Below are 22,782 nucleotides of genomic sequence, written 5' to 3'. Positions count from 1 at the left end.
GCAGACCGACGAAGGTGCCAGTCGGCACTGGCACCTTCTGATGGCTGCCTACAGTCTCGTTCGTCTTGATCCCGAATCGAGCGCCTTGGGGACGGTTCGCTCGAAAGCGTCATCGCTTCGAGCGAACCTTGAGCACTCCCTGAAAGAAGCCGTTTACAACCTCCTCTCGTGGGTTCGAGACAACAATGATCGTGGCGTCGATGACCTCATGGAGGAGATCGATCACCTCTTCGTTCACTCAACAGCCGACGCTAACGTTCAAAGCTGAGTAAGCTAGTAACGCTCTATAACAATCACAATCTCGACCATAGTGTGTGAAGACTTCTATGACACCCTCAAGATGGGCTATTCGTTTCAAATTTTGCTCAATAGTGTGTCACTATCGGTCGTATGGCCCCACCCTCGGCGTTTTGTCGGGTCCCACGTCGCGTGGGTGGCAAACCCCGTCCCCTCTGAGTCTCCGCTGACTTTTCGCCAGACCCGTTCTCTAGGTCGTTTAGCGTTCTCTGTCCGAACGTTGCGACGAGCTATCGTCGCTGGTTGTTACGATCTCTCTCAGACGGTAACAGACGCGATTCTCTGACGTTCGTTGACGTCTTTCTCGAAATGTGCGGACGGAAAGCTGGCCTCGGCACTCATAGGGTTCGTCACTGCGCGGTGGTCATCCACACTCGGAACCGCAATCGCTCGTCATCGGCCACTCGATCGTAGTGAGTCCCCGACAAAGACGGTTGCTCATTGCGGACGGGTACCGACGGGTAGTGTTCAGATAAGCCGCTGCATTTTCTGAGTTGGAGACACCGAAAGCCCTCGTACAGTTGCGGTCCCACGACTCGCTGTGCGCGCTTTGCGTGCTTGTTCCGAGAGAGCAAGCTCTCTCGACGTTCGCCTCTCTTCGTTCGGCTCACCTTCGTCGGGGTTCCCGCAACTGTACTCGCCCTTTCGGTGCTTCAGACTGCCTGCACTGATCTCTTATCTGAACACGACCGGCCGACGGGGGAGAAAGGCCCATACCCCAGGCGCTCACAGTGTGGTGTATGAGCGAGCGCACCGACGATCTGACGATCGAGGAGAAGACGGTCGACGAGGTCGGTGTGGGCGAGACGGACGCGTCGATCGGCGGCACAGACGAGGCCGGCGGACTCGACGGCGGCTTCGACACTGACTTCACCGACTTCGGGACCGAGAGCGCTGAGACCGAGGTGGCCGAACAGGCCACGGACACGGGTGGGATCCGCGGTCGCGCCGCCGACGCCTTCTCGGTCACGTCTTTCGCCCTCCAGCTCGTGGGCGCGCTCGTGGGGACGTTCGTGGTCGGCGGGGCGCTCCCGCTGGGACCCCTGAGCGGCGTTGTCGGCGTGCTGGCGGTGCTGTTCGTACTGGGCGTGGTCTCGACCGATGCACGGTACGCTGAGGCGGGCGCTGCCGGGGCACTGGTCGGCGTCCTGACGACCGTACTGGGATCGATCACGCTCTCGGTCGTCTCCGGCGGACTCGTACCGGTCGCGGGCGGCGTCGCCGGCGGGCTGGCCGCGCTGGTGGGCCACTACGCCGGCCGTGACCTCCGCGACGGGCTGACGCGGGACCTCTAGTCGGCGAGTTGCCAGCCGTCGGCGTGGCGCTCGACGATGCCCTCTTCGGCGAGCCACGCCAGCGCGTCCTCGACGAGTTCCGGTGGGGCCTCGACCTCGCCGCTGATTCGCTCGACCGACTGGACGCCGTTCGCGAGCGCGCTGACGATCTCGGCGGAGAGGCGGCCGTCTTCCCGGCCGTCGTCGATGCGCTCGCTGATGCGCTCTCGGAGGTCGGTCACCTGGCCCTGGACCCAGCGCTGGGCCAGCGACAGCTCGTTTTCGAGCTGTTCGAGCCGCTCCAGGTCGCTGGCGAGTGACTGTAAGTCGTCGCCGTCGTCGTCGCCCACGTCGATGGTGAGGTGTCGACAGGAGCTCATGTCGAAGCCCCTGCGGGTCGGGTACGCGCTCTTGGTGCCGAACTCGTAGGGCGAGACCCGGACTTCCAGCCGGAGGTTGCGCGCGATCGAGAAGTACTTGCGCCGCTGGTCGTCGGTCCGGCTCTCGATGAGCCCCGCGTCTTCGAGCTTCTGGAGGTGGTCGATGACGGCTTTCGGGCTGACGCCGATGTACTCGCTGATCTCGGTCACGTAGCAGGGTTTGTGTGCTAACAGGCGCAAGATGCGACGACGGTTCGCGTTCCCGAGGAGATCGAGCAGCTCGGCGGAGTCCATTCACCCCGGGGTAGGCTACCAGTGGGGAAAAGGGTGTCCCCTCGCCCGATGGGGATTACTGGCCGTTTCCAGGGGCGTCGTCCGGCGGTTCTCCCGAGGAGTCGCCCCCGGGCGGACCGTCGTCAGATGGTCCGTTTCCGGACGACCCAGCGCCAGAGTCGTCGCTGGGGCCGTCGCCGCTCGCCGACTCGCCGTCGCCCCGGTTCGAGTCGTCGCTCGTGCTCTGATCGGTGTCGTCCGTCGATCCCGCGTCGGGCTCGGTGGCTGTGGACTGGTCTGTCGTTTCGGAGCCGCCGTCCGCCGTCCCACCGTCGGACCCGTTTTGCACACCCCCGCGCCTAGGGTCTGTCGTCCCACCCCTGTCAGCGCCGCCGTTTGCCGGGCTGGCCTCGTCGGGCGGCCCACCGCCGGGTCGTTCTCTCTCGGACGCCGGTCCGTCGCCCGCGGTCCCGTTAGCGGGCCCTCGATCGCCGGTTTCCGGCCCGCGCGTCGCGTTGGCGGCCGGTCCTCGCGTCGCGTTGTCGTCCGACGGCGGACCGGCCTCGTCTGGCGGCCCCTGTCCGTCGCCGATCAAGTCCGGTGGCCCGGCGCTTGCCGGTGGCCCCCGTCCGGTCGCGACACCGCGAGCGACGCCCGGTACGTCGCTCGTCGTGACGTTTCGAGCCTGCCCTCGGAGCCGTTCGATTCCCGCCGGGTCGACGCCCGCGGTACGTGCTGCGGTCGCGGTGTCGTTGACGCTGTGCCGGAGCGCGTTGATCTCGCCGGCGAGTCGGCTGGTCCGGACCAGATACTCGGTTTCCTCGATCGAGCGGTTCTCGTAGCGCTCTGTGAGCGTCCGGTTGCGCTCCTGGAGGCGCTGGAGTCGCTGCTCGATCTCGCTCGTCCTGTCGGTCGCCAGCCGCGCCTGCTCGGACTCGTTTGCCCGCTCGAAGCCGGCGGCCCACATCCCCGACTCGACCGTGTCGTTGGTCTCGGCGGCGCTGGCCTGCATGAAGGCCGTCAGCTGTGCCCCCATGTCCGCCTCGGTCCCGTTCTCGGCTGTCTCGTTGGTGGCCTGCGCGTTCGCCCCGCTCGCCGGAAGCGCCGCCACGCCGACGGCGACGACCGCGAGGACGACGACGAATGTGGCCTGCCGACTGTTCATGTCCACCTGCATGTGGTCGGGAGTGCATAAAAAACGATACTCACTGTTCGCACTGTTCAGCGCGCGCAGGCGTCGGCTATGAACCGTTTACGCTGCTGTTTGAACGCCCCTGCGGCGTCGAGAGCGTTTATTCGGCCCCGTCGAGCGGTGCGACCCGCTATCGCCGCCCGAGCGAGCGCGCGAGGGCGGTCTGTCGGACGACGCGGCCAGCGGCGTGGTTGCCCGACGTGATACCGTTCACGGCGAGGGTTTATATCATGGTAACACATACCACGAATCGTACTGTATGTTCGAACGATTCTCGCGTGGCTACTATCTGGGGCGACTGTACGTCGAGCCCAGTGCGGACGGCTCGCCGGCCATGTGCCGCGAGCAACACGAGCTGGTCAACCGACAGCTGTACACCGACGGCGAGGGCATAGAGCGGACAGACCGTCCGCTCGTCGTCAAGCTCGGCACCCGTCACCTCGCGGTCGAGGGCGACGAGACGGTGCCCGCCGACACGCTCGCCGTGCCGGAGGACGTGCTCGCCGAGGTCGACGTGGCAAACCCACCGACGCTCCAGGAGGTCCTGCTCGCGAAGGCCGACCGGGCTCGACAGCTCCTCTCGATGACCGGGACCGCGTTCTGAGCGCTGGACGCGGTGTGAACGTTTATACGTCAGGCCGTTCCGGTCTCAGTCGATGCTCGAAGAGCTGTTCGGCCGGCGATCGCTGAAAGGGCGCATCGAGGAGCTAGAGGAGGAGAAACGCCACCTCCAGCGCCAGCTCGACGCCGAGCAGGACCGTCGTGCAGACGCCGTCAGCGACCGCCAGGACGCCGAAGAGCGCGTCAACCGGCTCGAAGACCGCGTGACCGAGCTCGAAGACCGCGTCCAGCGCCAGCAAGGCCGGTCCGGACGCGGCGAGTTCCGCCGTGAGGAGACGCTCTCGGGCGATCGGCTGAGCGCTGTCCTCGATCGGCTCGACTCCGTCGAGACCGGTCCGGAGGGGGCACTGACCGCCTACGTCGCCGACGAACACGACCTCCCCGCCGCCGTCCGGGACGCGGTCGGCGACGACGCCCCGCTCGTCCGACGGGCCGCTCCCTGCCTGCTCGTCGTCGACGACGCTGGTCTCGTCGGGACGACCCTCTCGACGCCCGTCTCGCCCGAACCGTTCGCCGAGTGGCGCGACGGGTTCGCGATCGATCGCACGTGGTTCGAGCCGACGGGTGAGTACGCGGTCGCGCTCGTGCGCTCCGACCTGTTCGCGCTCGGCGAGTACGAGGGTCGGGATCGGACCGCCTTCCACGGCTTCGACTCCGAACTCAAGAGCCAGCACTCGAAGGGGGGCTTCTCGCAGGCGCGCTTCGAACGCCTCCGGGACGCCCAGATCGACTCCCACGTCGACCGCTGTCTGGCCGCCATCGAGGAGCGCGACGCCGAGCGCCTCTACGTCGTCGGCGAGCGCAGCCTGCTCCCGAAGTTCGCCGACCGAGCCGACGCGACCCAGCCCGTCGACGCGACCGGCGAGCCCGAGACGGCGCTCGCGGACGCCGTCCACGAGTTCTGGCGCGTCCGGTTGCGGGTGCTGTGACCGTCGGCCGCCGGGCGAGGTTTTACTCGGTGGGCGTGCGAGGAACGACCTATGGACATCGCACTGCTCGCTCACGGACAGTTCCCCGGACGGGCGAAGACGGCCGTGGGCGTGTTGCGCTACGGCGATCAGAACGTGCGGGCGGTGATCGACCGCGACACCGCTGGCGACCGCGTGAACGACCACGTGGCGGAGGTGCAAGACGCCCCGATCGTCGAGCGCATGGACGACGCGCCGGCGGTCGACGCGCTGGTGATCGGGATCGCACCGATCGGCGGCGGGTTCGTCGAGTCGTGGCGGCCGGACGTTCGGACGGCGATCGAACGCGGCTGCGACGTGATCGCCGGGCTCCACGCGTTTCTGGCCGACGACCCGGAGCTTTCGACGCTGGCCGAACAGCACGACTGCGAACTGCGGGATCTGCGCGACCCGCCCAGTGACCTGTCGGTCGCCGACGGGACCGCGGGCGAGGTCGACGCCGACGTGGTCCTGACCGTCGGGACCGACTGCTCGTCGGGGAAGATGACCGCCAGCTACGAGCTTCGCGACGCCGCCCGGGCACTGGGGATCGACACCGCAGTCGTCCCGACCGGGCAGACCGGCGTCCTGATCGAAGGCTGGGGGATCGTCGTCGACCGAGTGATCGCCGACTTCGCCGCCGGTGCCGTCGAGCGACTCGTCGAAACGGCGGCCGAGGACCACGACCTGCTGATCGTCGAGGGACAGGGGGCACTGGCACACCCAGCGTACTCCGGCGTGACGACGAGCATCCTCCACGGCGCGCGACCGGACCGGCTCGTGCTCTGTCACGTCGCGGGGCGGACCGCGGTCAACGGGTACGAGGACACCGCGATTCCGCCGGTCGCGGAGTACGCCGGCCTCTACGAGTCGGTCGCTGCCCCGATCGCGGACGCGCCCGTCGTCGCCGGCACGCTCAACACGCAGTCGTTGCGGCCCGCGGCCGCCGATCGTGCGGTCTCGACGTACGCCGACGAGCTGGGCGTTCCCGCGACTGATCCGGTCCGGTTCGGCGTCGACGAGGACCTCCTGGCGGTGGTGACGTGAGGCTCTCGTTCCAGCGCCACGAGCTGCCGACTGACGATCCGTTCGGGATCGCGCGTGGCACCACGACGACCGCAGCCGTCGTGACGGTCGAAATAACACACGAAGGCACTACCGGCGTGGGCGGCGCAGCGCCCAGCGAGTACTACGGCGAGACGGCGGCCTCGGTCCGTGACGCCCTCGAAGATCTCCTCCCGGTCGTCGAAGCGTGGGACGATCCCCACGCGGGCCAGCGGGTCGCGAACGCGCTCGCGACACGGCTTCTCGACGCCGCTGCTGCCCGGGCGGCCGTCTCGACGGCGCTCGCGGACCTGGCGGCGCGGGACCTCTGCGTCCCCTGCTATCGGCAGTGGGGGCTCGATCCGGCGGCGGCCCCCCGAACCTCGTACACGGTCGCCATCGCCGACCCCGAGACGATGGCCGAGCGAGCCGAGCGCGCGGTAGCGGCCGGCTACGACACGCTGAAAGTGAAAGTCGGGACCGACGACGATCGGAGTCGCATTCGAGCGGTCCGGCGCGGCGCGCCCGACGCGACGCTGCGGGTCGACGCCAACTGCGCGTGGAGCCCCGCGGAAGCCATCGAGCGGGCCGGCTGGCTGGCCGAGCGTGACGTGCAGTTCCTCGAACAACCGGTAGCGGCCGACGATCTGGACGGACTGGAACGGGTCGCCAGCGCCACGTCGCTGCCGATCTGTGCCGACGAGAGCTGTGTCGCCGCCCCGGACGTGCCGCGCGTGGCCGACGCCTGCGACCTCGTGACGGTGAAGCTGATGAAGTGTGGCGGCGTCCGTCCCGCAGTCGAACAGATCCACGCCGCGCACGCACACGGGCTCGACGTGATGCTCGGCTGTATGCTCGAATCGAACGCGTCGATCGCGCCGGCCTGGCACCTCGCGCCGCTCGTCGAGTACGCCGACCTCGACGGGGCGGCGCTCCTGTCGAGAGACCCGTACGCCGGCGTTTCCCTCGACGGCGGACGCGCAGACCTCGGGAGCGTCACGCGGGGGACGGGCGCTCGCCGGTGCTGAGACTGTCGGTCGGGCCGTCCGTCAGAGAGACGCCGTCTGCCGAGGGCGGACAGTCGCTCGTACGACCGGCTGTACATCTGTCACGGATTTTGCCACCCCGGAGTGGCGAATATCCGAACGAAGGGACAGCCGGCAGTATCACAGCCAGTCGGCGAACGTGTCGTGCTCGCGGCTCAGTTCGTAGTAGTCGCGCTGGGCCTCACAGATCGCGTCGGGCAGGTCGTGCTCCGAGAGGTACTCGCCGACCCGATCGAGCTTCCACCGGCTCGGCGTCGTCCCGAGTGCCCGTCGCCGCTCGATCGGTGCCAGCATCTCGTCGATCTGACTCTCGGGAACGTCCTGGCTCGCCAGTCCCCGCCGGGCGTACTCGAACACCTCGTCGTAGATCGCGTCGTGGTCGGTCGTGCGCTGGCCGTCGGCGGTCACCCAGGCCAGGTCGGCGTCTGGCCCCTCGCGGGCGGCGCTGTAGAAGCTCGCCTCTGCGTCCTGCCAGGGGAGTTCCGCGAGCGGATGGTCGGCGACGACCAGCCCGCGGAGCAGGCCGGCCGTCAGCACCTGGACGGCGATCGTGTCCGCGACCGTCGGCTGGGTGGGGATCGGCCGATACTCGATGCGCAGGGACCGCTCGTCACCGGCTCCGTCGACGGGATCGCCCCCGATCACGCAGCGCAGCCACCGCCAGTAGGTCCCCCGCTTGTGGTCGAACTCCCAGTAGGTGTCGTGGAGTCCGCCCCGAGAGCCCTCCTCGATCCACTCCCGGAGGAACGGGGCGAACAGGTCGTCCTCGACGACGCGGTCGACGACCTCGGTCGTCGTCTCGATGTCGCTGGGGACCCGTACCTTGGGGTTCTCGCTGGTGTTGACCGACTGCTCGAAGGCGGCGATCCGCAGCTCGTGGTGGGTGTCTTCCAGCAGCGCCCGCGGGTCCTCGACCGCGTCGTACATGTCCGCCGGCAGGAGCGGCGAGTTCGCCGTCAGCGCGACCATCGGCCCCAGCGTCCGGATCGCCGCGTTGTAGTAGGCCGGAAACGCGTCGCTGTCGGGGATCTGGAGGTGTGGCTGGATCGAGGCGGTCAGGGACTCGAAGAGGATCGTCGGGAACGAGTGACTCGCGCCGGGCACCGAGAAGTCGATCTCGCCGCCGGCATGAGCCAGCGCCTCGTTGTCCAGCGCCACGTAGCGGGGATCCTGTCGCATGTTCCGGGCGAAGACGATCCCGTCGCGTTCCTCGACGCCCGAGAGGTACGACACGCTCCCCTCCGCTGGCGGGATCGTCCACATCGCGTCGAGGACGAGCGTCCGGTTCTCCTGGCGGGCCGCGTCGCGGGCCTTCTTGATGCGCATCTCGATCGAGGTCGTCTGGACCGCCAGCCCGGTCGGACCGAGCACGTCGGGATCGGTGTTGATCTCCGCGTTGTGGACGCCCAGCTCCTTGGCCGCAGCGGTCCCGAAGATCGACTCCGGGAGCTCGGCGAGTCGCCCCTCCCAGTCGTCGGGGTCCATGTACGGCTCCTCGCCCTGCCCGCCGGTGTCGTCCGGTTCCAGCGGCGCGTCGTCGTCCCGGTCGCCGGCTGGCTCCAGCGAACCGAGGCCGCCGCTCCCCCCGCTCAGGTCGTCGTCCAGCGCCGCCTCGCTCGCCCGAGCCGCCGCCTCCGGGTCGTTCGCGACGGGTTCCGGCTCGGCGTCGATCGCGTACACCTCGACTTCGAGTCCGATCGCGAAGTCCTCGTTGTCGAACGCGCCCGCCTCGATCGCGTCGCGCAGCTGGTCGGCCTGCTCGGCGATCCGTTCACGAAACTCCGCGTCGCGCTCCCCCGACAGCGACCGTCTCACCAGGTCGACCACGTCGTCCATGGCAGTGGTATGCGCGACCGGGGGAATTAGTGTTGTGCCTCTTGGGTCAGAGTGCCGAGACATCGACCTCGCGGCGGCGAGCGACTCGCCGAACTCGCGTCTGCGCGATCCGTGCTCGCCCCGGCCGGTCCCGCGCTACTCGAACAGCTCCTCGTGGCGGGCCGCGAGGTTGGCGTAGTCGCCAGACGAGAAGGCTTCGAACACGGCTTCGGGATCGATGGTCGTCTCGGACAGCGGCGTCACGGAGGCGGGGCTCCCACGGACGAACGAGTCCGGGGGGACGTCGTATCCCGGCGGCACGACCGTCCCCATCGCGACGATGGAACCGGAGCCGATCGTCGCCTCGCTGACCGTCGAGTTGAACCCGACGAGCGCGCCGTCCTCGACGGTCGCGTCGTTGAGCACGGCCCCGTGTCCGACCATCACATTCTCGCCGACCGTCGAGGCGTGTAGCGTGGCGTTGTCGCCGATGGCGCTCTCTCGTCCCACCTCGACCGGCCCCACGTCTCCCCGGAGAACGACGCCGGGCCAGACGTTCGCGTTGGCCTCGATACGCACGTCGCCGACGACGGTCGCGTCGCTGCTGACGTGTGCGTAGCCGTTGATCGTCGGCGTCTCCCCTTCGAACGAGTACTCGCGACTGTCCATACACGGTGTAGGGAGGCGGTCGGCAAAAAGTGTCGGTCGAACTATATGGGTCTCGGCCAGAGTCTTGCGGGCCGATCAGTTCACCGAGTCGCGACTATCCAGTGGGTGCCACAGACGGGAGTGTCATCCCCACCGACGGCGGAGTCTGGTCCCCAGTGACGCGTTCCCGCCCTCGCGGACCCTGACGGTCCGGAACCCGACGACGCGACTCACCACGAGCGTCGTGACGCCCACCAGCACGGCGTTGACCGCGGCGAGTGCGAGCAGCGGGTGTCGCTCGTGGAGCGCGGCGACGACTGGGGCGGGCAGCACGTGGAGATAGCGATACTCCGTCACCGACAGGACCGTCTGCTCGCCCGGTTCGGGTGCGGTCGCCGACACCGACAGCGTCGCGGCCTGTCCGGGCCCCACGGTCAGTTGCTCGTCGAGGACGCTGGTGCCGGCACTCTCTCCCTCGAACACGAGCACGATCGGGACCAGTCCGTAGTTGTCGACACCGATCTCCCAGGTGGCGTCGTCGCCGGGGACGATGTCCGGGCTCTGGGCGACGGTGTCGCCGTCGACGACCAGCTCCTGCGTTCCGCCGCCCGCGAGCATGGCGGCGTTGGCCGGGACCAGCACTGCGAGCACCAGCAGTATCGTCGCCGTTCGCGCGTCGAGCAGTCCGGGGCGGTCGCGCGACCGATCAGTGCTGCGCTTTCGTTCGTCGTCGACCACGAGCGTGAGGGCGAACAGCACGAACCCCACGGCAAAGAGGAGGACACCCGAGCCCTGCCGGTCCAGCGAATCGCCGAAGCCGACGAGCTCGGCGAAGCCGGACTGCAGCGCGAGAATGCTGTCCTGGACCGCACCGACTCCGACGCCGAGCGCCGGGATGACGACGACCGTGCCGTCGATCTGGAGCGCGTGGGCGACGATCTGATCGTCGGTCACCGGGGGCTCGGGACCGTCCTGGTCGGTAAAGGGGTTGGCGTCGCCCTTCGTGATGTACCCCTCGTCGGTCTCGCCGACGACGCGGTGGGTGGTCAGCCCACCGCCCTGGAGCTCGCTGGCCTCGTAGACGATCACGTCACCTTCGTCGACGCTTCCGGCGAGGATCGACGGCACCGCGACGAAGCCGTCGCCGGTGTCGATCGTCGGTTCCATGCTCCCCGTCTCGACGTACGAAAACAGGATCGGCTGGCCGAGGATCGCCCCGAGTACCAGCGCCGCGACGGCGACGATCGCGGCGACTTCGAGCGCGGTCCCGACGGTCGCGCGAACTGACACGGGGCGACGTAGACGCCCGAGCGACAAAAGCGTTCTCGGCCGTCAGATCGGCGTGTCCTCGCCCGGCAACTGAGTCCCGACTTCGACGGTCGTGTACGTCGCGATGAACCCCAGCGCGTACCCCAGCAGGTGAACGTAGACGTTGACCACGGTCGTCCCCGTCGCTGCCGTCGGCGGGAACGCGACGAAGAAAAACGAGACGAAGACGACGCCCGAAAAGCCCAGTAGCTCGGCGTTGCCCGGCCGATAGGAGATCCCGCGGAGCTTCTGGACGACATCCGTCACACGATCCGGGGCCGAGAGCCAGTACAGCAGCGCCGCCAGGATCGCGGTCAGGATCAGTCCGGCAGTGCCCAGCCACACCGTCGCCCGATCTCGCTGGACCGACTGGACGCTCAGCCCCGCGACGAGTGCGATACCCAGGAAGAAGAGGGTCGGTGCGACCGTCTCACTGGGCCCCACGTCGGCGTGGACTTCGAGGTGGTCTGCCAGTGCCAGCGGGAGGTAGCCGACGAAGGCCATCGTCACTCCGGAGAAGCCGGTGCCGGCGGCCGGACGAACGACCGCCAGATTGAGGTACGACAGCAAGACCGGGAACACCAGGACGAACGTGAAGAAGGCCGCGAAAAAGCGGCTCCGACGCCCGCTCGCGACGCTCAGCAGGTACGCCACCGGGACGACGAGGAAGTAGCCCAGAACGTTGACCGCGAGGTGGGACGTACTGAGGTGGACGAACGGCGCAGTCGCCGCCGTCAGTAACGTCGGTTCCGTGTACTCGAAGACCAGCGACTGCCGCGTCGACAGCGGCAGGAGAAAGACCAGGCCCAGCACTATCGGAACTGAAAACAGGACCGCGATGTCGGTCGGGTGGAAGCCACTCCAGCGTGGCGAGATCCGGCCAGAACTCTCGACGGTGCTCCGATTGCTCATAACGAGCTCGATCGGAGATGCGCCCGTCTCACGCTTGAGCGTTCTCGCCAAAATATCAGAGCTGAAAATTGGATTTGGTCCCAGAGTCGACTAGCGCTCGTCGTCCGTCTCGACGTGGAGGGTCGCGATCGCCTCGACGGCGTCGGCTTCGAGCACCAGCCGGACGGCGAGGGAACCACCGGCCGCGATTGCGTGGGACGACGTATCGTCGTCGGGGAAGTCGGTCACGTCGACGCCGTCGGTGCTCTGGACGGCCACGCCGTCCGTGACGGGCGCTCCCTCTTCGTCGACGGCGACGATCCGTACGCTCGCCGGGCTCGATCCCGCGTTTCTGACGGTAAACGCGGGATCGAGCGTCACGGTCTCGTCGTCGGCCACGTCGTAGCCCAGTATCGTCCTCCCGCCCTCGGTCTCGCCGACCGAGGCGGACTCGCCGCCGAGGAGTTCGAGCGTCGCCGGGCTCTCGTCGGCGAGGGCGACGACGAAGTCGTGCTCGTCGGACCGCCACAGGACGAACGCGAGGAGACCCGCGGCCAGCACCACCAGTCCGCCCAGGAGCACCGGCGCGAAGCCACCGATCTCCAGTGGCGACTGGCTCTGCTCGCCGACCGTGACCGTCACGGACTCGTTGTGGCCCTGAATCTCGTACGATCCCGGCTCGTCGAAGCTAACGGTGCCGCTGACGGTCGTCCGTTCGCCCGGTTCCAGCGTCACCGTCTCGGACGCGATGACGCCGCCACCGCCGCGAATCTCGACCGTCGTCGTCGCGGTGTCGGTCCCGTGGTTCTCGGCGGTCGCCGTCACCGTGATCGTCTCGCCGACGGTCGGCGACTCGGGGTCGGTCGTCAGGCCGACCACTTCGATCCCCGCCGTCGACGCGTCCGTCGGCTGGCCGCCGCCACCGACCTCGGTCCGGGTCGGCGTGGGCGTCGCGGTTCCGGGAGTGGCGGTGCCGTCGCCCGTCGACTCCGTCGGCGTCGCGGTGTCGGTCGCGTTGCTGCCCGTGGTCTCGGTCGGCGTCGAGGTATCCGTCGGCGTCGCGGTCGAGACTGGCGGTCCGCCAGTGTCACCGCCGCCCGTTCCACTGCCGCCCGTTCCGCCACCGCCAGTACCTCCGCCGCCGGTCCCGCCTTCGCTGGTCTCGTCGGGGATCTCGGCGCGGAGCGTGATCGACTCCATGACGACGCCGGGCGCTCCGCTCTCGACGGCGAACCCGACGCGCACGGATTCGCCGTCGGTGAGCGTCACCGGATCGGTCTCGTCTTCGACGGACGCGCCGGTGTCCATCCGGTAGAAATCGACGGCAGAACGGTCGTCTTCGATCCAGACGCTGGCCTCCGCCAGATCGGTGCCGAGGACGAACACGTCGTCGACGACGGTTCGCGAGTCCGGACTCAGGTTCGAGATCTCGACGCGAAGCTGCCCGTCCGGTCCGATCTCGGCGTACTGCGCTCCGTTGGCCGTGTCAGCGGAATCGAGGTAGACGCCGCGCACGGCCTCGTCACTGGTTGCGAACGCACCAGTGGTCGTGGCGATAGCGAAAGCGCCGACTACCAGGAGTGCGAGGAACAGCGACCGGTGAGTGTCCATCTCGTTACCTTATCATTCGTCGAGCTCGTTTTGCCGTCGGCTGGGCAGTCGCTACGGCCGCGTCGTCTGTCTGGCGGGAGACCGAGCTCAGTTCTCGTTGGCGACGATCACGAGCGATCCGTTTCCGTCGGTGCTGGGGGAGTCCGGCACTTCTTTGCCGGCCTTGACCGTCGCTTTGAGGTCGAGCGAGCCTCCGCTGCTGCCCGAGGATCCGCCGGTCAGCGGGTTCTGTGTACCATCGAGGTCGAACGTCACGATCGCGTCGAGATCGCCGACGGTACCGATACCGATCGTCGCGCTGTCACCGGCGGAACCGCCCGAGGGCCCGTTCAGCTGGATGTCCACGTCGGTCGCGGAGTTGTTCGTGATCGTGACGACGGAGTCGATGATCGTCGTCGCGTCGTCGTTCAGCCCCTCTGCACCGCCACCACTACTCGCACCGAGTGCCTCACCGATGTTGATGGTCAGCGTGTCGCTGTTGTCGTTCGTGACGTAGGTGCCGTCTCCTGCGAGACCGATCAGACCGGTCGCGTCACCGGTGGTGGTGACGTCGACCGTTCGGTCCGCTTCGACCGTTGTCAGGGCACCGCTGCCCAGGACTGCGCCGCTTCCAACTGCCGCTGTGCCAATGCCGATGAGTAGGTTCCGTCGATTCATAGTTCACGACCACCCACCAAGGTGGTTATCGTAACATGTTCACCCATTCATAAATAGCTTGCGCGTCTTTCGATTCCTGAAGTCGAGATATCCAGCGTTTCATACCGTCTATTGCGTGTTTGTCGTTGTCACACCCGCAATAAGGCGGCGTGATGGTACTATTAAAACGGTGATGTTTGGGCGAAAGCAACCGTCGGGCCGGTCGTCATCCTGATACTGCCGGCTGTACGTCTGCACAGCATTCCGCGACCCCGTGGTCGCGAATCTCGTGACACAGTTACAGCCGGCAGTATGACCGTCACGTCTTTGGTAGTGGCCCAGACAGTAGCGTGCAATGGGAACGGGCGACGGTTCGGCGTCGGTACTGCGAGCGCGTCACCTGATCGCACAGCATCTCGCGATCGCGGTGGTCGTCTGTCTGGTGCTGGCCGGGGCCGGTGGGTTCGTCGCCTACGCCGAGTACAGCGCGCCCGACACGACGACCGAGCAACGCGTCACTGCCTCGTGGACGACCGACAGCTCGTTCGCCCACCAGGCCACCGTCGAGCGCTCGACGCGGGCCTTCGAGTCGGGCACGATCCTCCGGAACCGATCGGCGTACCTGTTTCGCGTGACGCCGGCACTGGCCGGCGAGCACCGGTTCCGACACGAGGGCGCTCCCGGGGCGGCGACCGTCGCGACGGACGTACAGCTGGTCAAGCGCTCGGTCGGCGGGACCGGCGACGACCGCACCGAGTTCTGGCGCGTCACCGACTCGCTGGCCTCGGCGGAGACGACGATCGCACCCGGCGAGAGCGCACGCACGAGCTTTCGGGTGAACGTCTCCCGGCAGCGCAACGAGACCAGGCAGATCGAGCGCGAACTCGGTGGGACGCCGGGACGCATCGAGCTGTTCGTCCTCGTCACCACGAACGTGACGACGATCGTGGACGGAGAGCGACTCGAACGGAGCCGGACCGAGCGACTGACGATCCGACCGGCCACCGCCACGTACGCGGTCGCGGCGAACACGACGGGTGCGCGAGACGAGCCGATCAGCACGGAGACCGTCTCCGTCCCCGTCGAGCAGAACAGCGCCCGAATCTACGGCGGCGGGGCGTTCGCGGCCCTCTCGCTGCTCGCCGCGGCGGGACTGGTCGTCGCCGACCGCCGCGATCGGCTGGCCGTCCCACCCGAGACGGTCGCAGCGATACGGACCGAACGGACGCGCGACCGCTTCGACGAGTGGATCTCGGTCGGCCGCGTCCCCGAACCGGCCGACGACGAACGCGTCGTCACCGTCGACTCGCTGGAGGATCTGGTTGACGTGGCGATCGACAGCGACCGCCGCGTGATCGAGGACGGCGACGACGGCCGGTTCGTGGTACTCGTCGATCGGGTGCGGTACTGCTACGAGCCCCGAGCCTCGACGACCGGCTCGACGGAGTCGGTGAGTGACGGCTCGAACGGGGCGACCGACTCCGTCGGCGAAGACGGCCCGGACTCGGCGAGAGACGACGACAGCTGAGTCGACGCGCTGTCTCCGGCGCTCACACCTGTGTTATCTTCCAGAACTGGTTTTTCACGCTCGGATTCGACCCTTTCCAGGACCACTGGATTGCCGCCCCGCCCGATTCGGTATCACCGCCCTCGATGTCGATGACGTATCCGCTCCCCTCGTTTTCGATCCGATACTGGTCTGGTGCGTTCGGTATCGGCACGACGTTCCACCGCTGGTACTCCGTTCCGTCCGGAGATTCGAGTATCAGCTCAGACCCGCTGCTGTCGCGGTTCTCAGGCGTGATGACGCCGTCACGCCAATAGTGCTCTATCGTGTACGCACAGCCGTCGTCGGTCGGGGTAAATATCCACGAAGTCGAGTAACCGACTTGCTCGACTCTGCCGTCTCCCCACCAGCCGGAGTCGTATCCCAGATACAGACCAGAATGCACTGGTGAGAGCCGATACCGTCCTTCACCGAGCGGTGGCGTCGTCACCCGTCGCGTCAGATCGACTTCCGTGCCTTGTCCCGTCGCGCTAATTCGCACCTCGTCGGCGGTGCCATCGGCCGGGGCGAACTGCACGTCGACGGTGTTGTCGGACCCCGGCGGCAGCGGGAACTGGACCCGCTTGCGCCGTCGTTCCGTTCGCGGATGCAGCACGTCGATAGCGTCGGTCTCGATCTCGACGACGAACTGGTTCTGGCCGTTGTTCGTGAGCGAGAGCCCGCCGCCACAGCCCGACGTGCCCTCGATACCGAGCAACGCGTCGGAGTCGGAAACGACGTCGACGGAGGTCTGTCGATTCGCCGTCGACTTCGCCAGCCCGAGCGTCTGTCCCGCGAGGAGAGCGCCGCCGCTCCCCATGAGGGCCAGCGCACCGCGACGCGTGAGCGTTCGCCTGTCCACCACCGGTCACCACCGACGTATACGGTTGGTAACAAGAACTTGCCGAGGCGGACACATTAACCTTGTTCTCCGTTCACCGGCCGATATCGCCCCCTGCCGTTGGCTGTCTCTGTGCAGGTCCGGCACCTGTGGGCGGCAAAATCGGTCACTCGATGTTGACGACCAGCACCGGCACGTCGACGCCTTTCAAGACGCGTTCGGTGACGCTGCCGAGCGTAGCGACCCGATCACGACCCGTCTGGCCGTGGGTCCCCATCGCGACCACGTCGATGTCGTTGTTCGTCGCGTACTTCTGAATCGTCTTGTGCGGAATCCCCTCCTCCATCGCGGTCTCGACCGTCACCCCGGCGTCCTCGGCGGTGACTGTCACGTCGTCGATCGCGACCTCGCCCTGTTCGCGCAGCGCCTCGATCACGTCGTCCTGGGTCTCCTTGTCGGCCGCGAGGAAGCGCCGACGGTCGACCACGTACAGGACGTGCAGCGTCGCGTCGTGGTTCCGGGCCAGCGTGAGCGCGTGGCCAACGGTCTCTTCGGTGCCCTTGCTTCCGTCGGTCGGCAGCAAAATGTCGTCGTACGTCTCCATCGTTCCCCCGTTCGTCGGCCTCCCCAATATGTGTGGCCCCGTCGTGGCGGTGACACTGACTCCTGACTGGATCAAGTGAGGAGCGACTGAGCCACTCCGTCTCAATACACTTATCCCACCGTGCCGTTTTGTGCCGTCCATGAGCACGGTCACGGTCACGCTACCGGATGGCTCCCCCCTCGAACTCGATGCCGGGGCCACCGTCGAGGACGCCGCCTACGAGATCGGCCCGGGTCTCGGCTCGGACACGGTCGCCGGCGTCGTCGACGGTGAGCTCGTCGACAAACGCACCCCGCTGCCCGACGATGCAGATCTCGAAATCGTCACAGACGGGGCCGACGAGTACGTCGACGTGCTTCGCCACTCGGCGGCACACGTCTTCGCACAGGCGCTCCAGCGACTGTACCCGGAGGCGGAGCTGACACTGGGACCGTGGACCGACGACGGCTTCTACTACGACGTGACCGGCGTCGACCTCGACGAGGACGACCTCGAAGACATCGAGGAAGAGGCCCACGAGATCATCGCGGAGGACCTCGACATCGAACGCGTCATGCTCGACCGCGAGGCGGCGCTCGATCGCTACGAGGACAACGAGTACAAGCAGGAGATCCTGGAGACGGAGGCGGCCGGCGAGGACCCCGTCTCGTTCTACGAACAGGGCGAGTTTTACGACCTCTGTCAGGGCCCCCACGTCGAGTCGACCGGCGAGATCGGCGGCTTCGCGCTGCTGGAGATGTCGGCATCCTACTGGCGCGGCGACGAGGACAACGACACCCTCACGCGGGTGTACGGCACCGCGTTCCCGACCGAGGAGGAGCTCGACGAGTACATGGAACGCCGCCGGAAGGCAAAGGAGCGCGACCACCGCAAGATCGGCCAGGAGATGGACCTGTTCTCCATCGACGAGACGACGGGGCCGGGACTCCCGCTGTACGAACCCAACGGGAAGACGGTCCTCAACGAACTCTCCGAGTACGTCGCCGATCTGAACCGCGAGGCCGGCTACGACGAGGTCGAGACGCCCCACGTCTTCCGCACCGAGCTGTGGAAGAAGTCGGGCCACTACGACAACTACGTCGACGACATGTTCCTGCTGGACGTCAACGACGAGGAGTACGGCCTCAAGCCGATGAACTGTCCGGGCCACGCGACGATCTTCGACCAGCAGTCCTGGTCCTATCGGGACCTGCCGATCCGCTACTTCGAGGACGGCAAGGTCTACCGCAAGGAACAGCGCGGCGAGCTATCTGGGCTCTCGCGGACGTGGTCCTTCACGATCGACGACGGCCACCTGTTCGTCCGGCCCGACCAGATCGAGGCGGAGGTCCTGTCGATCATGGACATCATCCTCGACATCCTCGACACCTTCTCGCTGGATTACACGGTCCAGTTCGCCACCCGCCCCGAGAAGTCCACCGGCAGCGACGAGATCTGGGAGAAGGCAGAGTCCCAGCTCGAAGCGGTGTTAGAGCAAGAGGGCATCGACTACGTCGTCGAAGAGGGCGACGGCGCGTTCTACGGCCCGAAGATCGACTTCGCCTTCGAGGACGCGCTTGGTCGCCACTGGGACGGCCCGACCGTCCAGTTGGACTTCAACATGCCCGACCGGTTCGATCTGACCTACACTGGCGAGGACAACGAAGACCACCGCCCGGTGATGATCCACCGCGCGCTCTATGGCAGCTACGAGCGGTTCTTCATGGTGCTCATCGAGCACTACAACGGGAAGTTCCCGCCGTGGCTCGCGCCCGAGCAGGTCCGCATCCTCCCGGTCAGCGACGACAACATCGACTACTGCGAGGAGATCGCGGCGGAGCTCGACGACTTCCGCGTCGAGATCGAGGACCGCTCGTGGACGGTCGGCAAGAAGATCCAGGTCGCCCACGACGACAAGGTGCCCTACATGATGATCATCGGCGACGACGAGGAGGCAGCCGGGACCATCTCCGTCCGGGACCGCAAGGAACGCGAGGAGAAAGACCTCGAACTGGCCGACTTCGAGCAGCACCTCGAACGCGAGGTCGAGCAGAAGCGCACCGCCGTCACGTACCTCGTGTAGTCACGCGTCTCCGTTTTCGTCGCCCCCGGAGTGGACGGTGTCTCTGAGGACGAGCGGGCCGATCGACAGCGTCCGCTTCGCAACGGTGACGATCCGCAGAATGTAGGCCAGCAGGACGACGAACGGGACCAGCGCGATCGTCGTCGCGGCGCTGACCAGCCAGACGACGCTGTCGACGCCGAGGACGGCTCCCTGCACGACGGCCGCCTGTCCGCCGTAGAGGATCATGCCGGCCGAGACGATCAGCGCCGGGACGGCGGCGTACGCGATCGCCCGCGAGAGCTCGATCAGTTCCCACTGGAAGTACAGCGTCTTGACGTGCTCGCGGGCCGGCCCGAAGAGGGTCAGCGTCTCGACGAGGTCGTCGAGCGCCTCGGCAGCGTCGTCGCCGGTCGCGTCGGCCGCCCTCAGCCGGCGTGCCTCGTAGATCTTGCTCGCGTAGTTGAAGTTCAGTGCGGCGAACACGACCTCGAAGGTACCGAACTGGGAGCCGTCGAGGTCGTCCCCGACGGCGTCGGCGTCCGCGAGGAGGTCGTCGGCGAACGACCGCAGTCGCTCGTCGCCGCTTTCGTCGACCGCCGTCTGTAGTGTCGCGGCCTGGCGACCGACCGCCGCGACGAGCGACCGGAGAAAGCTCGCCGGATCCGGGGGCGTCACGTCGCTGTCGACGACCGATTCGACCGACCGCCGGAACGACATGGCACCGTCCATCCGTTCCTGTTGGTCCCCCAGCGCCCCGAGTTCCTGTGACAGCACCAGCTGAGAGAGCGTCACGACGAGCGTGACGCCGGTGATGATCGCCGTCAACAGTCCCTGGAACAGCGTCTCGACGGGATCTGAGCTGCCCATGGCCGCCCGCAGGTCGGTCCCGACGACCTGACTCAGTCCCACGAGCGCGACGAAGACCGACAGGAGCGCGAGCGCCGCCACCACGCGCCGATCCGCGCCGAGCAACAGCCAGAGCTTCCACCGGCTCTCTTGGGCGCGTTCTCGCATCGTCCCGGCACCGATGTCGCTGTCGGCGGCTGGCATAGCTGTCCGTTCGAAGGCCACGCCCTTATAGAACCGATCGGGGCGACGGACGGCGTGGCTCCGGCCGGTGGCGCTCGGTAGTGAGTCCTACGACTGTTCGTCTTCTTTGAGGTCTTCGAGCTCGCTCTCGACTTCGCTGTCGGAGACTTCGGGCGTCTCCACGTCGCCCTCGCCGTTGCCGCCCGCCAGCTCGGCTTCGAGGTCGTCGGTCGTGACCTCGGCGTCTGCGCTCTCGTCGGTCGTCTCGTCGGCGTCGCCTTTCCCCATCTCGGCTTTCAGCGTGTCGAGCTCGGCGTCGACCTCGCCTTTCGACTGGATCTCTTCGAGTTCGCGGTCGAGCTGGTCCTTGTCGCTGAGCGCGTCCTCGAAGACGCCCTCGTCTTGCAGTTCGTCCATCGCCTGGGACCGGGCCTCCATCTTCTCGGTGCGTTCCTCCGCGCGCTCGATCGCACGGCCCACGTCTTTCATCTCGTCGCCGGCTCCCGTCATCGCCTCGTTGACTCGCTTGGAGGCCTCGGCGGCCTCGTAGCGTGCCTTCATCGTCTCTTTCTTGGTCTTGAACTGCTCGATGCGCTGCTGGAGCTGGTCTTTCTGTTCGACGAGCCCCTCCTGCTGGCTCTGGAGCTGCTGGATCTGGCTGTCGAGCTCCTCGATCTGGCTCATCTTCTGCTTTTTCTTTTCGAGGGCCTTCCGGGCCAGATCCTCGCGATCCTGCTCGATCGCCTGCCGGGCCTGTTCGTTGTGATTCTCGACGTTCTCTTCGAGTCTGCGTTTCTGGATCTCCAGGCGCTTTTTCTGGGTGGTCAGGTCGGCGATCCCTTCTTTCACGTCCTGGAGTTCGTCCCGCAGTTGCTCGTAGGAGTAGTCGAGCGTCTCGTTCGGGTCCTCGGCGCTGTTGAGGACGGCGTTCAGCTTCGACCGGATGACGTACGATGCGCGCGAGAGGATTCCCATACCCCGTGTTCGGGGGGCGCGCCTTAAAATTCTTACATCCGTCTGTCCAGAGGGACAATGTGGAACGCCTTCCGATTCCGGGGCCACGGGACGTGCGGGCCGTCCTCGACGGCTCTGGTGCGGACCGCGCCGTCGTCGCGTGCCCGCCCCATCCCCAGATGGGCGGCTCTCGTAGCGACCGGCGCTTGCGGGCGGTCAGCGACGCGCTCGGGGATCGTGGCGTCGCCTGCCTCCGCTTCGACTACGGCCCGTGGGACGAGGGCCGCGGCGAGCGCCGTGACTGTCTCGCGGCGCTGGAGTGGGCCCGCGAGCGGTTCGACTCGGTCGCGCTCTTTGGCTACAGTTTCGGCGCTGGCGTCGCGTTGCTCGCGGCGGCCGAAGCCGACCCACAGCCCGCCGCCGTCTCGGTGCTCGCGCCGCCGGCACGACTGGACGACGGCACGGAGACGCCGCCGGCCGTCGGCGACATCGACTGCCCGCTCCAGGTGTGCTACGGCGAGCGCGACGACACCGTCGACTGGCGGCCCGTGGTCGACGCCGCCCGCGAGCGTGACGGTACCGTCGAAGCGCTGCCGGCGGACCACCACTTCGTGGGACAGGGCGAGCGTGTTAGTGTGTGGATCACGTCATTTAACGAAATACATCTATGAATGGCAGATGTCATCTGGAAACATCCACTAGGTGGGTGGCTATGACAAGCGCTGTGATGGAACCTGCGGCAAGTGTTAGGAATACACTCTCAGAAGCGGGGATCTGGTCAGCAAGAAGTGTGAGTTGAATGGATATCAACATCCACGTGATGTACTTTATACTATTGTTGTTCATGTATTAATACTATTTTTATATTTTATATATTTTTGCATTATGATAGCGGCCTCTCTGGCTATGTAGTATTTGAGTTGTTAGATATGATCTCTCATACTATATCTTAATCTTTTCAGACAAGCATAAAGTTTATATCACTCCTATTTCCTAATTGAAATTGCAATGAAAAGACAAACTGAATTTGTCCCTTCCAGAAGAGAATTCATGACTTCAGCAGGTGCAGCTATTTTTGGAGCTGGATTGTGTGGTATATCGTCTGCCCAGTCAGGAGAGCGACGTCGTCACGAGGATGTACAAAAAAAGATGGATCGGCTGGTTGCCCAAGAGGAATTTAAGAAGGTAGATGAACTTCTCGAAAGTCATGAATCCGATTATTATAGCTCACATAATTATATAGATAGGGGCGTTAGCACACAAAGAGAAATTAGTTTAGATCAGTCATCCTTCCATATTTATGTCCGTAAGCGTGGTGATATCCTCTATGAAGTTGATGCCTACGCAAACCTACGAGGTGATGAAAGCAACTGGCACTATCCTCACAAAGCTGATGACGCCTGTGGTATCGTCATAGATTCCAACCAATGGAGTGCAAAGGATTCGGATAAGGATACTGTCACTGCTGGAATATCGCATAGTGAAGTGCGAGGTCGAGACGGAGAGTGGCCGAAAGTTGAACTTGAAGACTATGACCCAAACAATGGGATCGCTGCGAGTATGAAGATTCCTAGCATGGATTATATTGCAAAAGACCACACAGTACATCTTAATGATGAATTTAGAGATGTCTCTGACAATGATGTAACTGCAGCACCCATTAAGTTCGAATATAGGCACAATCTTGCTTATAGCGACTCAGCTTTGAACGTTAGCGTCGGCTGTTGAGTGAACGAAGAGGTGATCGATCTCCTCCATGAGGTCATCGACGCCACGATCAT

The 22,782-nt window shown here is 66.0% G+C and carries 21 protein-coding genes and 1 pseudogene; 10 read left to right on the top strand and 12 right to left on the bottom strand.

From position 1 onward, the window contains the following. Nucleotides 1-268, top strand: a pseudogene (locus HALKA_RS20700) (IS701 family transposase); the annotation flags it as partial. Nucleotides 269-1,037: 769 nt separating this feature from the next. Then, nucleotides 1,038-1,592 carry a DUF8526 domain-containing protein gene (locus tag HALKA_RS0102035; protein ID WP_018256432.1) on the top strand — a complete coding sequence of 185 codons (555 nt, stop codon included), beginning with the start codon at nt 1,038-1,040 and terminating at the stop codon, nt 1,590-1,592. Here HALKA_RS0102035 and HALKA_RS0102030 read toward each other — a convergent pair. Both HALKA_RS0102030 and HALKA_RS0102025 read right to left on the bottom strand, forming a co-directional pair. After that, complete coding sequence (locus HALKA_RS0102030) at nt 1,589-2,245, bottom strand: ArsR/SmtB family transcription factor (RefSeq protein WP_018256431.1); 657 nt, start codon at nt 2,243-2,245, stop codon at nt 1,589-1,591. The two genes, HALKA_RS0102035 and HALKA_RS0102030, sit on opposite strands and share 4 nt — an antisense overlap. Before the next feature lie 55 nt (nt 2,246-2,300). After that, entirely contained in the window at nt 2,301-3,389 is a 1,089-nt protein-coding gene (locus HALKA_RS0102025; protein ID WP_026190117.1) for a hypothetical protein, read from the bottom strand. Between the two features lie 286 nt (nt 3,390-3,675). Between HALKA_RS0102025 and HALKA_RS0102020 the strand changes: the two genes are divergently transcribed. Genes HALKA_RS0102020 through HALKA_RS0102005 form a run of 4 tightly spaced genes read left to right on the top strand, consistent with a single transcriptional unit; the run spans nt 3,676 to nt 7,056 of the window. Continuing rightward, a complete protein-coding gene (locus tag HALKA_RS0102020; protein ID WP_018256429.1) occupies nt 3,676-4,020 on the top strand; it encodes a DUF5802 family protein in 345 nt (114 codons plus the stop codon). Between the two features lie 52 nt (nt 4,021-4,072). After that, on the top strand, nt 4,073-4,966 hold the full coding sequence (locus HALKA_RS0102015; RefSeq protein ID WP_018256428.1) for a Vms1/Ankzf1 family peptidyl-tRNA hydrolase: 894 nt from the start codon (nt 4,073-4,075) through the stop codon (nt 4,964-4,966). 51 nt (nt 4,967-5,017) lie between these two features. Further along, nucleotides 5,018-6,031: an N-acetyltransferase DgcN family protein gene (locus HALKA_RS0102010; protein ID WP_018256427.1), complete on the top strand. Its 1,014-nt coding sequence runs from the start codon at nt 5,018-5,020 to the stop codon at nt 6,029-6,031. Further along, on the top strand, nt 6,028-7,056 hold the full coding sequence (locus HALKA_RS0102005) for a dipeptide epimerase (RefSeq protein ID WP_018256426.1): 1,029 nt from the start codon (nt 6,028-6,030) through the stop codon (nt 7,054-7,056). Before HALKA_RS0102010 ends, HALKA_RS0102005 begins: the two co-directional genes overlap by 4 nt. Before the next feature lie 138 nt (nt 7,057-7,194). Here HALKA_RS0102005 and HALKA_RS0102000 read toward each other — a convergent pair whose 3' ends face one another. From HALKA_RS0102000 to HALKA_RS0101975, 6 genes are all read right to left on the bottom strand, one after another. Continuing rightward, on the bottom strand, nt 7,195-8,910 hold the full coding sequence (locus HALKA_RS0102000; protein WP_018256425.1) for a glutamate-cysteine ligase family protein: 1,716 nt from the start codon (nt 8,908-8,910) through the stop codon (nt 7,195-7,197). 135 nt (nt 8,911-9,045) lie between these two features. Beyond that, a complete protein-coding gene (locus HALKA_RS0101995; protein ID WP_018256424.1) occupies nt 9,046-9,558 on the bottom strand; it encodes a gamma carbonic anhydrase family protein in 513 nt (170 codons plus the stop codon). A gap of 123 nt (nt 9,559-9,681) precedes the next feature. Next, entirely contained in the window at nt 9,682-10,827 is a 1,146-nt protein-coding gene (locus tag HALKA_RS0101990) for a signal peptidase I (RefSeq protein ID WP_018256423.1), read from the bottom strand. 42 nt (nt 10,828-10,869) lie between these two features. Beyond that, nucleotides 10,870-11,757 carry a hypothetical protein gene (locus HALKA_RS0101985; protein WP_018256422.1) on the bottom strand — a complete coding sequence of 296 codons (888 nt, stop codon included), beginning with the start codon at nt 11,755-11,757 and terminating at the stop codon, nt 10,870-10,872. 90 nt (nt 11,758-11,847) lie between these two features. Next, entirely contained in the window at nt 11,848-13,347 is a 1,500-nt protein-coding gene (locus tag HALKA_RS20695) for a CARDB domain-containing protein (RefSeq protein WP_018256421.1), read from the bottom strand. A gap of 87 nt (nt 13,348-13,434) precedes the next feature. Then, complete coding sequence (locus tag HALKA_RS0101975; RefSeq protein WP_018256420.1) at nt 13,435-14,004, bottom strand: hypothetical protein; 570 nt, start codon at nt 14,002-14,004, stop codon at nt 13,435-13,437. Nucleotides 14,005-14,338: 334 nt separating this feature from the next. On the opposite strand from HALKA_RS0101975, the gene HALKA_RS0101970 reads away from it, so the two are divergent. Next, the gene (locus HALKA_RS0101970) at nt 14,339-15,511 is read left to right on the top strand and encodes a DUF5305 domain-containing protein (protein ID WP_018256419.1); all 1,173 of its coding nucleotides are present in this window, start codon (nt 14,339-14,341) and stop codon (nt 15,509-15,511) included. 22 nt (nt 15,512-15,533) lie between these two features. Here HALKA_RS0101970 and HALKA_RS0101965 read toward each other — a convergent pair whose 3' ends face one another. After that, nucleotides 15,534-16,391, bottom strand: a complete 858-nt coding sequence (locus HALKA_RS0101965; protein WP_245545308.1) for an RICIN domain-containing protein — start codon at nt 16,389-16,391, stop codon at nt 15,534-15,536. A 145-nt stretch (nt 16,392-16,536) separates the two neighbouring features. After that, nucleotides 16,537-16,974 (bottom strand): universal stress protein, encoded by a 438-nt coding sequence (locus tag HALKA_RS0101960; RefSeq protein WP_018256417.1) that lies wholly within the window; start codon nt 16,972-16,974, stop codon nt 16,537-16,539. 139 nt (nt 16,975-17,113) lie between these two features. Here HALKA_RS0101960 and thrS point away from each other — a divergent pair, with 139 nt between their 5' ends. Further along, complete coding sequence (thrS, locus tag HALKA_RS0101955) at nt 17,114-19,036, top strand: threonine--tRNA ligase (protein WP_018256416.1); 1,923 nt, start codon at nt 17,114-17,116, stop codon at nt 19,034-19,036. Here the strand turns inward: thrS and HALKA_RS0101950 are convergent, their stop codons facing one another. Beyond that, entirely contained in the window at nt 19,037-20,068 is a 1,032-nt protein-coding gene (locus HALKA_RS0101950; RefSeq protein ID WP_018256415.1) for a DUF7972 family membrane protein, read from the bottom strand. It lies immediately after the preceding gene. An 87-nt stretch (nt 20,069-20,155) separates the two neighbouring features. Then, complete coding sequence (locus HALKA_RS0101945; protein WP_018256414.1) at nt 20,156-21,022, bottom strand: PspA/IM30 family protein; 867 nt, start codon at nt 21,020-21,022, stop codon at nt 20,156-20,158. A gap of 59 nt (nt 21,023-21,081) precedes the next feature. Here HALKA_RS0101945 and HALKA_RS0101940 point away from each other — a divergent pair, with 59 nt between their 5' ends. Further along, nucleotides 21,082-21,672 carry an alpha/beta hydrolase gene (locus tag HALKA_RS0101940; RefSeq protein WP_018256413.1) on the top strand — a complete coding sequence of 197 codons (591 nt, stop codon included), beginning with the start codon at nt 21,082-21,084 and terminating at the stop codon, nt 21,670-21,672. A gap of 337 nt (nt 21,673-22,009) precedes the next feature. Beyond that, nucleotides 22,010-22,729, top strand: coding sequence for a hypothetical protein (locus tag HALKA_RS20685; protein ID WP_155119348.1), 720 nt, complete (start codon nt 22,010-22,012; stop codon nt 22,727-22,729). Nucleotides 22,730-22,782: the final 53 nt, after the last annotated feature.

This window comes from Halomicrobium katesii DSM 19301, assembly GCF_000379085.1.
GTDB classification, from domain to species: Archaea; Halobacteriota; Halobacteria; order Halobacteriales; family Haloarculaceae; genus Halomicrobium; species Halomicrobium katesii.
The sequence above is the reverse complement of the archived record's forward strand: the minus strand, read 5'-3'. Positions and strand labels throughout refer to the sequence as shown.

Bases quoted from the DNA above. Each gene is read 5' to 3' on its own strand.
- HALKA_RS0102030 (WP_018256431.1), bottom strand. From the start codon at position 2,245: ATGGACTCCGCCGAGCTGCTCGATCTCCTCGGGAACGCGAACCGTCGT.
- HALKA_RS0101960 (WP_018256417.1), bottom strand. From the start codon at position 16,974: ATGGAGACGTACGACGACATTTTGCTGCCGACCGACGGAAGCAAGGGC.
- HALKA_RS0101950 (WP_018256415.1), bottom strand. From the start codon at position 20,068: ATGCCAGCCGCCGACAGCGACATCGGTGCCGGGACGATGCGAGAACGC.
- HALKA_RS0102010 (WP_018256427.1), top strand. From the start codon at position 5,018: ATGGACATCGCACTGCTCGCTCACGGACAGTTCCCCGGACGGGCGAAG.
- HALKA_RS0101975 (WP_018256420.1), bottom strand. From the start codon at position 14,004: ATGAATCGACGGAACCTACTCATCGGCATTGGCACAGCGGCAGTTGGA.
- HALKA_RS0102000 (WP_018256425.1), bottom strand. From the start codon at position 8,910: ATGGACGACGTGGTCGACCTGGTGAGACGGTCGCTGTCGGGGGAGCGC.
- HALKA_RS0101995 (WP_018256424.1), bottom strand. From the start codon at position 9,558: ATGGACAGTCGCGAGTACTCGTTCGAAGGGGAGACGCCGACGATCAAC.
- HALKA_RS0102015 (WP_018256428.1), top strand. From the start codon at position 4,073: ATGCTCGAAGAGCTGTTCGGCCGGCGATCGCTGAAAGGGCGCATCGAG.
- HALKA_RS0102035 (WP_018256432.1), top strand. From the start codon at position 1,038: ATGAGCGAGCGCACCGACGATCTGACGATCGAGGAGAAGACGGTCGAC.
- HALKA_RS0101945 (WP_018256414.1), bottom strand. From the start codon at position 21,022: ATGGGAATCCTCTCGCGCGCATCGTACGTCATCCGGTCGAAGCTGAAC.
- HALKA_RS20685 (WP_155119348.1), top strand. From the start codon at position 22,010: ATGAAAAGACAAACTGAATTTGTCCCTTCCAGAAGAGAATTCATGACT.
- HALKA_RS20695 (WP_018256421.1), bottom strand. From the start codon at position 13,347: ATGGACACTCACCGGTCGCTGTTCCTCGCACTCCTGGTAGTCGGCGCT.
- HALKA_RS0101985 (WP_018256422.1), bottom strand. From the start codon at position 11,757: ATGAGCAATCGGAGCACCGTCGAGAGTTCTGGCCGGATCTCGCCACGC.
- HALKA_RS0102025 (WP_026190117.1), bottom strand. From the start codon at position 3,389: ATGAACAGTCGGCAGGCCACATTCGTCGTCGTCCTCGCGGTCGTCGCC.
- HALKA_RS0101970 (WP_018256419.1), top strand. From the start codon at position 14,339: ATGGGAACGGGCGACGGTTCGGCGTCGGTACTGCGAGCGCGTCACCTG.
- HALKA_RS0102020 (WP_018256429.1), top strand. From the start codon at position 3,676: ATGTTCGAACGATTCTCGCGTGGCTACTATCTGGGGCGACTGTACGTC.
- thrS (WP_018256416.1), top strand. From the start codon at position 17,114: ATGAGCACGGTCACGGTCACGCTACCGGATGGCTCCCCCCTCGAACTC.